We start from the raw sequence: 13,716 nt of genomic DNA, 5'->3' as shown, positions 1-13,716 counted from the left end.
GCGTCGGGCCGGCTAGGCTCCGATGTCGTGGCCATTGTTACGTCCCATCCCCCCTCCTCGGACGAGGTACGCGCCCGCGGCACCATCCGGATGCTGGACCTCTTCGCAGGCGTGGGCGGCCTTTCCGAAGGGTTCCGACAGGCCGATCCCCGCTACCGAGCGGTCAAGGCAGTGGAACTCGAACCCCGCGCCGCTGCGGGTTACGCACTCAACCACGATACCGAGGTGTTCGTCGGGAGCATCCAGGACTGGCTCGCGTCGGAACCGACACCTGAGGTGGACCTGGTGATCGGGGGACCGCCTTGTCAGGGGTTCTCCGCTCTGGGAGCCCGCAGAATTGACGACGAACGCAACGTCCTGTGGCGTCATTACGCCGAAGCGGTGGTGCGAAGCACCCCCCAGTACTTCGTGCTCGAGAACGTGCCCCAGTTCCACTCATCCGCACAGTTCGCGATGTTCGAGGACATGACCCGCCCAGGGGCGGTACTCGAGGACTACGCCATGCGGGCCCACCTCGTGAATGCTGCCGAGTACGGGACCGCACAGATCCGTCGACGCGTGATCGTCATCGGGCACAGGCGCGATCTCGTCGATCCCGGGTTCCCCGAACCCCAGGTGGATCGGACTCAGTGGCTCACACTGCGCGACGTCATCAAGGGCTTCCCCATGCCCGGGGAACTCCCCGTCGACCGCGCCCACGTCCTCCCCGACGGTCGAATCCTGCCCGGTCCGTACCGCTCTGATGAACTGCACGTCGCACGCACGTACTCGGAGCTGTCGCTTCGCCGTTTCCGGGAGATCCCCTACGGCGGGAACCGATTCGACCTCCCCGAGGACCTCAAGTGCGCGGCCTGGAGGAAACACACCACGGGCAGTGGGGACGTGATGGGGCGCCTGCGTTGGGAGCAGCCGTCGGTGACGATCCGGACGGAGTTCAACAAGCCGGAGAAGGGCAGGTATCTGCACCCGGTTCACGACAGGGCGCTGTCACCGCACGAGGGCGCACGAATCCAGGGTTTCCCCGACTATTACCAGTTCGTCGGGCCGATCACCCAGATCGTCAAGCAGATCGGTAATGCCGTCCCGATCCCGCTGGGGAAGCGGATAGGGGAACACCTGGCACCCTTCCTGGCCACGTCAGCCGAGGTTTCGACAGCCACTCACATCTGATCGTCCGACCGGGATCGTCATCCCTTCGGGCGGGATCTCCTCAATGGCACCTTGTGCACCTTGGAGCGCGTAGCCACGACAAGGCCGAGTGTGCGTGCGAGGTTCTCGTGCTCGTTCACCAGGCGGTTGAACACGGCATCGCTGCGGATCCCCCGTGCGAGGCGGTCCAGCAGGAGCACCTCGAACGCGGCCGTCTCCAACCAGGGGACGTTTCGCCGGTATCCGATGACCGCTCTGGCGCCCGTCATCCGCGCGAACTCCTGCAAATCCGCCAGCTCCAGCTTCAAGGTGCTGCAGGATCCGAAGTACACGACTCGACCCTTGCAAGCACCCTGGAGCATGTACCCGAGCTCATCGAGTGACAGCGAGTCCTTGCCGAGGGCTACGGCCCCGCTGCCCCCGTGCATCGCCAGGTAGAGGATCTTGTACTCCGTGTACTCGTCGATCCACTTGCCGAGGTAGTGCTCGAAGTCCCCGATGGTGACCGCGTCACGGTGGATGTAGGTAGCGACCCCCAGGGACCTGAGCAGGTCGAGGATCGGCCTCACGCTCAGTCTGTCGCTGAGGTCGTCCTCCCACTCCCCTTCCAGGCAGAAGATCCCGGCCGGGAACTCCCGTTCCACGGTGATGCTCATGTCAGTCCCCGGCAGACGGATACAGGTCCCACGGGAACAGCCCGCGCTGTGCTGCCTGCCGGTGGATCAGTGCGGACGCGATGCGGCCGTCGGCCTCGGCGTGGTCCGCGATCAGTTCGAGGGACGGGGGGAACCCGTCATGAGCGGCGAGCGTGTGCATGTAGAAGGATGTCTCGGCGTCTCCCTGCTGCTCCCGGATGTCGGCCAGAGCACCGAAGACCTCACCCCGGTAGAACTGGGTGCTCCGAGCCTCTGTCGCTGCATGTTCGTCTCCGTCGCGACCTGCCTTTCGAAGGCGCGCCTGGCGCTTCGTCAAACGGGCCCTGACCGCCTCGAACTCCTCGGCTGCACCATCGAGATCGCCGTTCCTCGCCATCGCAGTGGCTCGGCTGCGGGCATCGACGATCTCCTGCATCTCCTGCTCGGGGTCGATGCGCGGCCTCCCACGCCGGCGCCCAGTGACCGTGGACGGGGTGGCGCTCTCCTGCTCTGCTTTGCGAGCCGTCCCAGGTTGTTCCGTGGGGATGTCCTGCCCCGAGGAGACATCCTGCTCCGTGGAGACGTCCTGCAAGGCCCGAAGAAGGACACTGCGGATGTGCTCGGTCAGGCGAGTGCCACCCAGCCGTGCCAGCGCGTCCCGGAGAAGGGTCTCCTGCTCCTGCGATCGGGAGCGCCCAAGGGTCTCGCGCATGACATTTCGCAGTTCCAACGGGTGCAGGTCGTCGATGGACAGGTGACGCAGCGGCTGTCCTCGGTAACCGGTGAGCTCCGATGCCTCCACGCCGGTGGGCCAGACGTAACCATCGTCGTCGGTACGGACCTGCCGCCGGTCCACCACCTGCCACAAGGACTCGATCCTGGCAGCCCGGACCTTCTTCATCCCCAGCGATCCGATCACGAGCCGGGCCACCCGATCCGTGGAGATCGGGTACTCCGCCGCCACTGCCGAGACCAGGAGTCGCGTCATCAGCGCTGCCCTGGCCGGATCGCCCGCAGCCGCCTCCAGGTCGGCGACGGTGCCCTGCTCCGGGGCCGCCCAGGGACGGTACGCCTTCGTCGATCGCGGGTCGCGTGGCTCCGGCGCTGTCTGTACCGGCCCGTTCCCCGCCTCCTCCTCAGACTTCCCGAGGGTGGCGTACCGGGGCTCCTCGTCCGGAATCCTGTGGGACTCGGACGAGGGTCCGTCGGTCGATCCAGGGGTGACGCGCCACGGGTCCACGTACTCCTCATCGTCCGAGTCCGGGGACCTGTCCTGCGATGCCGTCGCGGAAGTGGGGACTGCATGCGGCTCCGCCTCGGTCTCGCTCCCGGTGGGATCGTCGGCGACCTCGTCGCTGTCGATCGCTACGGCGGCCGCAGCCTCGGCTGCCTCGATTTCCTCGACCGTACGTCCCACGCGTTCCACCAGGCGGTCCAGCACCTGCTCACGCCGCTCGATCCAGTCCAGCAGCCACACCCTCTCCACGGCAGGCCAGCCGGCCACCCCCGTGAGCACGCTGCGCGGCAGGAGCTCCCGGTCATCCGTGGTGGCGCGTTCGGCCCAGGCCATACCGTCGAGCATGATCGCCAGCACCAGGTCACCGTCGTCCGGACCGACGCCGAGGTCCACCCGGAACCCGGAGAGCCCCATGGCGGTCCTGACCTGCAAACCGCGGGAACGGAGCGCCTCGGCGACGTCCTCGCGGTGGCGATCCACCGCACCACCCTGCTGTGCGATGGTCGTCAGCGTGGAGACGCCGCGTGCAGCCAGGTCGAGGTAGTCGCGGAGGTGCTGCAATCCCACGGAGTTCGAGCGCTCTGCATGCAACTGAGCAGGGTCGAAGGATGAGAAGACGACGACCTCCTCACGGGCCCGGGTGATGGCAACGTTCAGGCGCCGTTCCCCTCCCTCACGGTTGAGAGGCCCGAAGTTGAGCGGCACCTCCCCCTTCGCGTTCGGGGAGAAGGCGATCGAGAAGAGGATCGTGTCCCGCTCGTCCCCCTGCACGTTCTCGAGGTTCTTGACGAACAGCCCGTCCGGGTCGTCGAGCGACTCGAGAACGTCGTCACCGCCGAGCTCACGCAGGCGCGTCTCAATCAGGTCGCGCTGCTGCATGTTGAACGTGACGATGCCGATCGAGGGCTCTCCATCGGCGTTCTCGAACCGGGCGAGCACGTCCTCCACGATGGCCTCGGCCTCGATGGGGTTGGTGCGTCGCATCTTCCGCGGGGCGTCCTCGCGCAGGAAGATCCCCTCCACCCGCCGCAGGCGTACCCCAGGACGGCTGCGGCCCGGAGCCTCGTCGGCCTGATCACTGGGGCGTCCGGCCTGTGGACCGGGGAAGGTCGCCAGTCGGCTCTCGTAGTACCGCTCATTGGAGAATGCGATGAGCTCCTCGGTGCGGGACCGGTAGTGGTTGCTGAGCCAGTGCCGCTCCACCCTGGCCGCGACGCACTCCCCGAGGATCGATTCCTCGTCCGGGACCGTGTCGGCGTCGGCGTCCTCCTCGGCGACGGCCGAGGTCAGCTGAGCGAACCGGGTCGGTGGCATCTGGCGGGAGTCCCCGACCACGACGACGCTACGGCCACGACCCATCGCCCCTACCGCCGCCGGCACCGTGATCTGGGAGGCCTCGTCGAAAACGACGATGTCGAACATCGGTTCGCCGAGGGGGATGAACCGGGCTGCGGACTCCGGGCTGACCAGGACGCACGGCATGGCACGGCTGATCACCTCGCCATACCTGGTGATCAGGGGCCGGATCTTCGGCGCTCGCGCCCGACCAGACACCTCCCGGCGCAGGTCACTGGCCTTCCGCTTAGACTCCTTGGTGGAGTTCGCCTCTCGATGGGCGAGGATCCGTGCACGGATCGCACTGCGTGCTCCCTCGCGCACCCTCTGGGAGAGCGTGTCGAACCCGTCGATCAGCTTGTTGTGGGCCATCCCGTCGAAGGACCTCAGATTCCCCTCCTCCACACGCTCCCGGAAGCTGGCCTGCGCAAGTCCCTTGTCGAAGGCGAGCGGGAGGTTCACGTGGTCCACAGCACCGTCGAGGATCTGGGAGGCCGTGGAATCAAGCCCTATCCGTCGCAGCGGTTCCACGGCCCTCTCGAGGCCCATCCACAGGGCCAGGCCACGAGGGGTCAGTTCCTCCGTCGTCCCCACCTCGAGTGTCTCCACGAGCTGTGGGAGAGGTGCGCGCCCCGGAGGGACGACCCAGCTCCTGCCGGCAGTGTCATCCACCCTCCGCCACAGGGTGCCGATCTCACGGAGGTGCTGTGCCAGGCTAGGACGGTCCCTCTCAGGCACACTCCTCACCGCGTCGTCCAGCGGACCGCTGGAGACAGCCGCCCGCGCATCACGTGCGGTTCGCAGTCGTGAGATCTGGTCGCGGACGAACTGCACCGCTGCGGGATCGAACAGAGCGTTCGGGGGAAGCTCGGGCAGGCCGGGGACGGTCCGCATCGAGTGCACCAGATGCAGCGCCCTGTCACGAACGTCCAGGAGTTCGTTGACGGCCTGCTCGATGAACTCGTCCGGGATCGTGAGGCCGGGGCGCTCCCAGCGTGCCAGCGGCGCAAGGGCCCTGCGCATCTTGCCCCGTCGTCCGAGGAAGGCCGATCGGGCCTCGGACAGCTCGGCTCGTACCTGATCGAGCGGGCCGGTGAGCACGTCGGGGTGGTAGACGGACAGCGGGGCCACGGGCACGGAGTGGAACCGCTCCAACTCAGCCTCGATACCCCGAACGGCCTGCTCCCATCGGGGTTGCGAGATCGCTTCCACGAGGTCCCAGGGAAGCCCCTGGTGCGACATCAAGTCTGCCAGTGCCTCTGCCTGATCGGGGTCCCCGAGACCGTCCACCATAGGGCGGTGGGCCTCCACCGTCCCGACGACCCGGTCCCGCAAGGCGAGTACGGCATCGACCAGCGGCCCTTCATTACCCGAGGTGATGGGACCGCCGAACATCCGCCACGGGTGATCGGCACGGGCGTCGACCGCACGTGAGGCGGCAGCGATGTCGGTGAGACCTGCCTCCACCGCACGGAGCTCGTCGCGGCTGAGCCGGGGGATCACATGGGCGGGAACCTCGAGCGCGGGGATCCCCGCACCGACGGCGAGCTCCCGGGTGTGCGCCGAGTACAGGGACATCGACGCCGGGTTCTTGGTGTGGAGGGCGTGCCGGTAGTGGACGAGCTCCTGGCGTCTCGCATCCAGGGCTCGCCTGTCGGCCTGCAGCCCCTCCTCGTCAAAGGTGGCCTCGAGGTCCAGGGCGGACCGGATCTTGGCCTTCACCGCCGTCGGCTTGAGGCTCACGTCATGGAGGTTGAGCACCAGGTCGGACACGCCGGCCGCGGTGAGGCGCCGGCTCACCACCTCCAGCGCGGCCTGCTTCTCCGCCACGAAGAGCACCCGCTTGCCCTCCACCATGGCCTGCACGATCAGGTTGGTGATGGTCTGGGACTTGCCGGTCCCGGGAGGACCTTCCACAACGATCGTGCGACCGGCCACAGCTTCGGCCACCACGCGCGCCTGGGAGGCATCTGCCGTGGTGGGCAGCTCGGCGACCAGCTTGTCGAGATCACGGGCCCCGGCCTCACCGGCAGGGTCCTCGAAGGGCTCGGAGGGCTGGTGCACCAGGTGATGCACCAGCGGGTTCTGCACCACCGCCCGCCAGTTCTCGTCCAGGTCCTTCCACAGGCGGAAACCCCCGAAGTCGAACAGCCCGAGATGGGCCCGCGTCTCCACGCGGAACGGGAGCTGGTGTTCCGTCAGCGCGTTGCGCACAGCTCGGAAGGCGGCATCGAGGTCGATACCGGCGTCGTCGGCCTCCGGGTCCTCCAGACCGGGTATCGCCAAGTCCAGGTCATGAGCGAGGCGCTGCAGAAGGGAGTGATTAGGGGTGGAGCTGCCCGTCTCGTCCAGCGCGATCTCGTAAGTGGTGCCCCGGCCCTTCGATGTGATGGTCATCGGGATCAGCACGAGCGGCGAGACGAGATCCTTGCCGTCCGTGTTCCAGTGCAGCGTCCCCAGTGTGAGGTAGAGGTTGTTGGACCCAGTCTCCTCCACGACGGTGCGTGCCGTGCTGGCGAGCTTCTGGAGTGCTCGCGTGTAGTTGTCCTCGTCGATGTTGATCGTGACCTTGTGGTCATCCACGAGGCGCTCGGCAAGGACCGGCGGATCGAGTTCGGTGCCGTACCCGACCCGGCGCCCGGCTTGATGAGCGGAGAGGCCGCCGTCCGCCTGCAGAGCGAACCTCGTGCCCGCATGCAACATGTCCTCGAACGCACCCTGGACCTCGTCGGGGATGGCGAGGGAATACGCGGCCCGGGGGGTGAGATTGATCAGTCGGTTTCGGAGCGACAGGTCCAGCAGCTCACGCTTCCAGGTCTCCACCCGGGGCGGCACTTCGGTGTCACGTTGCACCTTGCGGGCTGTTCCCGGGAGGTTCTCCCTCACCAGCTGGGCGAGATCACGCTTCTCCGCCCGGTATTCGACGTAGGTGGCCTCGCCGTCGGCACCTATCGCGAGGACCGGCAGGGGGTAGATACCGGCTTTCCTGGCACCGCGTATGTCCAGAACCGCGTCCACCGTCGGTGCTCCTTGCCCGCCTGCCCTGCGATGGGCCTCGGCATGGAGCTCCGCGAGCCCGGGATACCTGGGATCGGTGAGGGAGGTGGTCTCTAGGAGCCGCAGCTCTCCCCTGTCGATCTCGTTCGACGCCCTCACCGGGTTCTGGGCGACGTCCCCCGCGCTGGGGTGGTCCTGCCTCAACCAGTAGCCGACGAAGATGTGCCCCGGCAGGAGCCACAACTGGGTATCGATCCCCGCCTGTTCCAGTGCACTCGCGATCAGCACGGTCGTGTCGAGGCACGTCCCCATCCGGTCCGTGAGGACTTCCTCGGCCGACCGGATCCTCTGCGTATGTTCCGCCCATGCCGCAGGCGGATTCGCGTAGGTGATCCTCCGTGCGTGCACCGCCCGTGCGATGGCATCGACGATCGCTTCTGTCCGTTCCTGCCCGGACTGGTAGGCATCGAGGGCGCTGCTGCCCGTCCGCTTCTCCAGGATCCCCGCCGCGTCACGGAGCAGTTCCGCGAGCGCTGGCTGTTGGGGCTGTACGAAGCCGGGCAGCGTAGCCTCCGGCGCCCCGTCCCGTGCTAGGCGCCAGTTGCGTGGGCCGTAGACCTCGCACCGACTGTTCTCCGGGCGGATCGTGCGCTTCGTACCGGATGCGGAGAGCACGACCTCGATCTGTGCATCGGCAATCTGTTCGATCCGCATGAGGGCAGAACGGTCCAGGGCCAGTTGGGCGCTCACCTCGAACTCCTCGCCGGCCGAGATGGAGACGACCTGATCGTTCTCGAGGGTGAGCCGGTCGTTGTCGACCATGAGGCCGATGGACACCCGCAGGATCGGGATGTCCGCTACTGCACCGCCGATCCTCATCCGGACGAGAAGGCGTGGCTTGGGGATGGTGGAGGAAGCGAGGACGTCCCCGAGCTCCGTGTCGAACTCGATCGTGAGGGAGTCGAGCGCGGTGGCGGTCTCGTCACGCTCCGGCGCAGCTACCTCCGAGACGTCCGCGGCGGCGGGGACAGCGGGTGTCCCGGGGGCGTCCACATCATCCACGTCATTCGAGCCGTCGGTGTCCGACTCCTCACCGACCGACCCATCGCCTGCGTCATCGCCTTCGTCACCCGCGGAAGCCTGATCGCTCCCGGTGCGCTCCTCGGAGGTCGGTTCATGCGCCTCGTCCGGAGGCACATCACCGCCACCGTCGGCCTGGAGGCGCCGGAGGTGCCCCAACAGGTCGTCCAGCTCCTCCACTGCCGCGTCGACGTCCAGGAGCTCGAAGAGCCCTTTCACCTCGAACAGTACGGTCGTGGCATGCCCTACGCCGATGGGGCCGCTGGGATGGGCGAAGGTGTTCCGCAGGCGCAGGACCACCTTGGCCTTCTCGGCGATCTCCGGTGCGGTTCGCAACAAAGGTCGACCGGCGATCCTGTAGAACAACAGCTTCAGTTGGACCGCGGGGTCGGAAAGTTCATAGGTCTTCCCCGAATGCCCGTTCTCCCGGTCCGGCCTCGTGAACGCGAGCTCCCAGGTGTCCTCAATGCCCTGCTCACGGAGGCGGTCCTCGACATAGGGATACAGGTACTGCGGCAGGACCTGGAACAGCGCTCGGGTCACGAAGTCGATGCTCTGTGGCTGCACTGATCTGCTCCGCTTCGTCGGGGTGGGTGGGAAGACTTGCCAGTCCATCTTCCCACTGGTGGGTGTCCTGGTGGAGCCGGAGACAGAGGTCCGGGAACCGGTCGCCGGTGACGTGTCACTCAGACGTGACACTCAGCTGCCTGAGATCCCCAGATGCCTGCCGATGTAACCCACATAGATCTTTCCGGTGCCGGCGACATCGTCGTGGAAGTGCAGCCGGGGACTGATGCGGCCGATCTGCTTCAGCTTCAGGTGAGCCCACATGGTGACGTACCCACCCGGGTCGACCTCGGCGGGGACCGGAAGCCGACGTTGGGCAGCCAGATCGCGGCGCCCCATCGTCGTCTCGGACTCCACGGGTGCGTACTGAGATGTCGGGAACCCGGCGTAACCCTCCGGCGTGCTCATCAGGTATGTGTGCAGGTTCCCGTCATGCACCCCGTCGGCTCGCGCTCGCGCGTAGTCGAACAGCGCGGTGATGCCCTCCCAGCATCGCTTCGCCCCGAGATGGTTGAGGTCGTACTCGTCCAGTTCCTCGGTGACCGACCGCTTCCCCGTGAACACCACGAACCTGTCCAGGGAGGCCAGGGCCTCCGGGATGTCGGAGAACTGTTCGGGCTGTTCCAGGTCGAGTGGGTGGACCGGCTGTGCATAGGGCTCAGCTGTGGGCTCGCGGTAGATGGTGAGAGTTCGAGCGTTCTGCTCCGCGGTGCGCCTGCGATTGATCTCGTTCGAGAGCTCCCGCTCGAGGTCGTCGACAGTGAGCTCGAGCTCCAGTGCGACATCGGCGTGTTGGTCGCGTTGGACGAGAAGCCGCTGGGCATCCTCTGCGGCCTCGTCCAGCAGGGCACGCATCATGCGGACCTCGGTGATCACGTCGTCGACGGAGTCGGTGCAGAAGAATGCCAGCAGTGCGTCGACGGACTCCCGCGCCCCGTCCGGGACCGGTGCAATCTCCCCCGGGCGGGGGTCGGGTCCCGGTGATGGCGTCGAAGGGGACCCGGGCGTTGGCGCCCGGTGAGCCGGCGTGCGAGGGGAGGGTGGCGGCGACTCGATGACCGGGGCCGGCGTCGGTACCTCGACGACCTCCGGGCTCGGGCCGCCTGCCGGCGACGAGGTCGGGGTGACCGGCAATGGTCTCTCGGGCCGCACCAGGCTCGAAGGGCCCTGTGGGATCGGGGTCCACACCGGCGGACGTTCCTGTCCTTGCCGGGGCGTGGAGTCGCGCTGTGCCGGGGAGCGACGGTAGCGGTCGTCCACGGCCTTGCGGTCGAAGGCACGCCTAACCTCCCGCAGCTCCAGAGGTTCGACGATCGTGGCTGCCTCGAACCGGGCAATGCGCCCGGCGAGCGCCCGCGTAGCACCAAGGCTCGAGTCCTGCAGCCGGGCCGCACCGATGACGCGGTGTCGCAGCGCATCGGTAGGATCGTGCGCGACCGGGCGCGGAGCGAAGGACCGGATGGTGCCGGGGCGAACACCCATGAACGGCCCGAGACCCTGCATGAGCGCAGCGTTGGCGCTCGCATCGAGCACGTAGGAATGGGCGAGCCCGGCGAGTTCCTGCGATCGCTCGCTCATCCATCGCCGGACCTTCTCGAGATCAGCTCCGGGCGGGGCTGCCGTGACGAACACGGGTGCCCGCCGCCCCCTGTCACCGAGCACGTGGAGGAATTCCTGCAGATGCTGGATCTGCACCGCCCAGGTGTCGTCGACGAGCTCACTGCGCCCGTCGAGCACCTCGATGCGCTCCAGCAACCTCGGCACCACCCGTGGACGGTTCGCGAACCTGCCCTCGGAGTTACGGACGGTGGCGCTGATCCAGCTCCCTGCGTCAGGGTCGGCAAGGGCCAGGAGCTCTGTGCGCCACTCCCCTTGGTCCCCACGCTCAGCCAGGGTCAACCGAATCGCGAAGGCCGCACCCAGAGGTATCCGGTCGAGACGGAGGTCGAATGCCTCCTCCTTGCGGACTGAGGGGTATCCACCTGAGACCCCATAGCCCTTCTCCTCCAGCCAGTCACGAGTGATCTGCTCGAACGTGGCCAGCCAGTCCCCGGTGTCGACGACCCGCAGCTGGGAGCGGAAGTCGTAATAGCGATGATCCACGGCAGAGGGGTCCACGGCCGTCGTGTCGGCCCTGCGCCCTCGCACCGGGACCGTCTGTGCCTCGTCCACGCATCGCTCCTTGATCGTGATCTGTCATCAGGAGCTTAGAGGCCGGCCCAGACAATCGAAGAGCGGTCTTGCCCCCCGCACGGGAGTCACAAAATCTGCACCGGATGAATCCGTCTCGGCGGCGTAACCCGCCCCACTGCCACGCCCCGATCACTCCCCATCCTGCGCAGGGACGGTTAGCATGCCGACGCTGCCCGCGGGCAGGACGGCACGGCCCCTAAGGGTCGCCGCCCCGATCCCCGACGCACAGGAGTAGCTCTTGACCGAGCCTTCCTCGCAGGCGGGAGCCGGAGATACCCGGCCCTCGCAGAACCAGCCGCGCCCGGCTGCACCCGGCGTGCGCATCAACAGCCCGAGCGTGGTGCCCCAGGGCCCCGCCGCCAAGCCGGTACCCGCACAGCCTCCCGTCGGCGGCAGGCAGCCTGCGTCGTCGGCCCAGCCCCCGCGCCGTACCGCCGCTACGGGCCCCGCAGGAGGCACCGGCCGCGCCGCTCCCCCGTCGGAGGACTTGTTCGCCGGCTCCGCCGCATCCTCCGGTGACGATACCCCGAACCGTTCCCGCAACCTGATGGCCTGCGGCGGGTGCCTGCTGCTGGCGCTGCTGCTCGCACTCGGGGCGTTCCTGGGGTACCAGTGGCTGAAGCCCGCGGAGGGCGGCTACGAGCGCCCCACCACCCCCACCGCAGAGCAGACCGAAGGCGGGGGCGAAGAGCAGCCCAGCGAGGAACAGCCCAGCGAACCCGTCGAGGAGGTCTCCCCGGCGCCGGAGGGTGCCATCGAGATGAACGCCCTGGTCTCCCCCAGTGGCAACATCCACTGCACCCTCGAGGGCGATGACGTGGCCTGCAGCATGGCCGACCACCGCCTGGAGAACAACACCGACGGCCAGTGCAGCAACGATGAGCCCTTCGCTGTGCGCGTGGGCGCCGACGGTGACCCCCAGCTGGACTGCGGGCAGAGCCTGGCCAGCGACTCCACCCAGGAGCTCAGCTACGGTGATTCCGCCAAGAGCGGGAACGTGGCCTGCACCAGCGAGGAGAGCGGCATGACGTGCTGGAACGCCCGCACCGGGAAGGGCTTCATCGTCGCCAGGGACACGTACGAGACGTTCTGACCGTATTGGAGAAGTTTAGTTCGCCCGACCACATATAGTTCAACCATGAGCTACCCCACGCCACCCGATGCATCGAAGAGCAAACTGAATAAGGCCGGGGCATTGATTGCCAGTCCGTCAACCGGAACCTTGGAGGCCCTAGAGGCGCAGCAGCTCGTTGATCAGTTTCGAGCCGCACACACTTGGCCAATGCTTACAGCACGTGTGGCACTTGACACTCGAGCAAAACAGGTATCGCCCGCGGCTCTGGTAGTTCAGCGCCTAAAACGAATGCCCTCTATCGTGGGCAAACTTGAGGGTGGTCGCATAAGGGATGTCGCCAGTATGCAAGACATCGGCGGATGCCGAGCAATCATGCCCACAATTGATGACGTTAGGGGGTTACGAAAGGTTTATGAAACGCCCCGGAAGCACCGCACATTCTCATTTCGTCTGCGGAATGATTATATTGACAATCCAAAGACAAATGGCTATCGAGGCCTACACTTCGTAGGAAAGTATGATTCACCGAAGAGGCCGGAGTATAGGGGCTACTGCGTGGAGCTTCAGTTTCGGACACAACTGATGCACTCTTGGGCGACGGCCGTAGAGATCGTTGACACTTTTGCGCAAGCTGGCCTTAAGGCCTCCGATCCGAACTCTTTCGACACCGACTGGGATTATTTTTTTTCCTATGCTAGCGCAGCCATGGCAATTGAAGAAGGTGCGCCTATCCCAGACAAGGCGCCAACCTCGGCGAGAGATGTTCGGAAAAAGCTTAGCGACATAAATGGAAAACGTCTGGTAGAACGCATCGAGCAGTGGTCTCGGACTATGGACGAAGATCTAAGTGTTGTCCCTAAAGGCATCTACTACATTTTGTCGCTTGACTTTGAGAATGACTCAGTTGAGGTCAAGCAATACGCCAACGCGTCGGCAGCAGACCAGGTCTATCGGCAACTTGAAGCTGACAGCTCGACCTCCAAAGACTCCGTATTAGTGGCGGGTGGAAATATTTCTCAGATCAAAGCGGCCTACCCAAACTACTTCATTGATTCAGGTCGCTTTACGGCCCACATGCGCCGCTATACACATGGGTGATTATGGCGGATTTAATAGCAATTGATGCGGCTTCCACGCGAAAACCGATTCAAGAGTCTATTCAGCTTCTCTCGAGACGAGACACACGCGATACACGAGGGTGGGGAATGGGCGTAGTGCCCTGCGAATAGGCCAGGTCGAGGCCCTGCCACCGGCGTTGCAGTCAGGGACCACTTGGACCTCTATCAGCCCCGCGATGCGGGCTATCGAGAAAACAAAGGACTCCTCCCACTCGTCTGTCACACCGTTGCGCGACAATGTCGCTGTCGCGCCGCAATTCGGCGCTCCTACGACGATGAGGACGCCATGAGCAGCGAGATCGAGATCATCAAAGATGGCGACGGCATTGC

At 66.1% G+C, this 13,716-nt stretch carries 6 protein-coding genes; 3 read left to right on the top strand and 3 right to left on the bottom strand.

Annotated elements, in window-relative coordinates; translation table 11 throughout:
• Nucleotides 1–27: 27 nt before the first annotated feature.
• Entirely contained in the window at nucleotides 28–1,170 is a 1,143-nt protein-coding gene (locus M3B01_RS00030; RefSeq protein WP_259788780.1) for a DNA cytosine methyltransferase, read from the top strand.
• 17 nt (nucleotides 1,171–1,187) lie between these two features.
• On the opposite strand, the gene M3B01_RS00025 is transcribed toward M3B01_RS00030, so the two are convergent.
• The 3 genes from M3B01_RS00025 to M3B01_RS00015 all read right to left on the bottom strand — a co-directional run bounded on the left by M3B01_RS00025 (nucleotide 1,188) and on the right by M3B01_RS00015 (nucleotide 11,172).
• The gene (locus M3B01_RS00025; RefSeq protein ID WP_259788779.1) at nucleotides 1,188–1,805 is read right to left on the bottom strand and encodes a DUF6642 family protein; all 618 of its coding nucleotides are present in this window, start codon (nucleotides 1,803–1,805) and stop codon (nucleotides 1,188–1,190) included.
• 1 nt (nucleotide 1,806) lies between these two features.
• Nucleotides 1,807–9,000: a DUF4011 domain-containing protein gene (locus M3B01_RS00020; RefSeq protein ID WP_259788778.1), complete on the bottom strand. Its 7,194-nt coding sequence runs from the start codon at nucleotides 8,998–9,000 to the stop codon at nucleotides 1,807–1,809.
• A gap of 132 nt (nucleotides 9,001–9,132) precedes the next feature.
• Complete coding sequence (locus tag M3B01_RS00015; RefSeq protein WP_259788777.1) at nucleotides 9,133–11,172, bottom strand: hypothetical protein; 2,040 nt, start codon at nucleotides 11,170–11,172, stop codon at nucleotides 9,133–9,135.
• Nucleotides 11,173–11,431: 259 nt separating this feature from the next.
• On the opposite strand from M3B01_RS00015, the gene M3B01_RS00010 reads away from it, so the two are divergent.
• Together M3B01_RS00010 and M3B01_RS00005 are read left to right on the top strand one after the other, a co-directional pair.
• On the top strand, nucleotides 11,432–12,286 hold the full coding sequence (locus M3B01_RS00010) for a hypothetical protein (RefSeq protein WP_259788776.1): 855 nt from the start codon (nucleotides 11,432–11,434) through the stop codon (nucleotides 12,284–12,286).
• Nucleotides 12,287–12,331: 45 nt separating this feature from the next.
• A complete protein-coding gene (locus M3B01_RS00005) occupies nucleotides 12,332–13,366 on the top strand; it encodes a RelA/SpoT domain-containing protein (protein ID WP_259788775.1) in 1,035 nt (344 codons plus the stop codon).
• Nucleotides 13,367–13,716: the final 350 nt, after the last annotated feature.

The sequence above is a fragment of the Brachybacterium sp. p3-SID957 genome, from assembly GCF_025144775.1.
Taxonomy (GTDB): domain Bacteria; phylum Actinomycetota; class Actinomycetes; order Actinomycetales; family Dermabacteraceae; genus Brachybacterium; species Brachybacterium epidermidis.
This window is presented reverse-complemented; position numbering and strand designations above follow the sequence as displayed.

Excerpts from the sequence above, each read along its gene's own strand:
- M3B01_RS00025 (WP_259788779.1), bottom strand. The coding sequence starts at position 1,805 with ATGAGCATCACCGTGGAACGGGAGTTCCCGGCCGGGATCTTCTGCCTG.
- M3B01_RS00005 (WP_259788775.1), top strand. The coding sequence starts at position 12,332 with ATGAGCTACCCCACGCCACCCGATGCATCGAAGAGCAAACTGAATAAG.